Origin of the sequence: Curtobacterium sp. PsM8 (assembly GCF_030433875.1) — a bacterium.
Classification (GTDB): Bacteria; Actinomycetota; Actinomycetes; order Actinomycetales; family Microbacteriaceae; genus Curtobacterium.
Genome location: NZ_JARUXD010000156.1, coordinates 1 through 577, shown reverse-complemented (window position 1 = coordinate 577; position 577 = coordinate 1). Strand labels below are relative to the sequence as shown.

Genomic DNA, 577 nt, shown 5'->3' with positions numbered 1-577 from the left:
GCCCCGAATCACTGTCACAAGCCGGGAAACACCCGCAAGCGCTCACCAGCAGCTCACCGCTGGTTCTCCACCCCCTCAGCCGGGGTGTGTTCGGCGCGCTGTCACCAACCGCGCCGAGCGCGTTCAAGCAAAGGAATGAAGACATGCGCAAGTCCCTGAAGAACACGATCACCCTCGCCACCGCCGGCGCGATCGTCCTGGGCGGTGCCGGCTTCGGCATCACCGCAGCCAACGCCTCGACCCCGACCGTGCACACCGTCTCCTCCAGCTCCGCGTCGAAGATCCCCGCACCGGTCGCCTCGGTCCCCGACGTCCTCGGCGGCAACACCTCCGTCGCCCTCGACAAGGGCTTCACCGACGCCCTCACCTCGCTGAAGCTGACCCCGGGAGTCTCCGGCAACGCCAAGCTCGCCGACGGCGCCGTGTCGTTCCCGATCACCTCCGGCTCGGTCACCTACTGGAGCCCGGACGGCAAGTACCGCCCCTACGTGCAGGGCCTGCTGAACCACGACGACTCCGGCCTGACCCTCAAGGCCGGCGACACCACCGTCACGCTCGAGAACTTCGTCGTGAACCC

The 577-nt window shown here is 67.9% G+C and carries 1 pseudogene; it reads left to right on the top strand.

The annotated features are described in order from the left end of the window. Positions 1-143: 143 nt before the first annotated feature. Positions 144-577 (top strand): annotated as a pseudogene (locus QCD68_RS17200) (hypothetical protein); the annotation flags it as partial.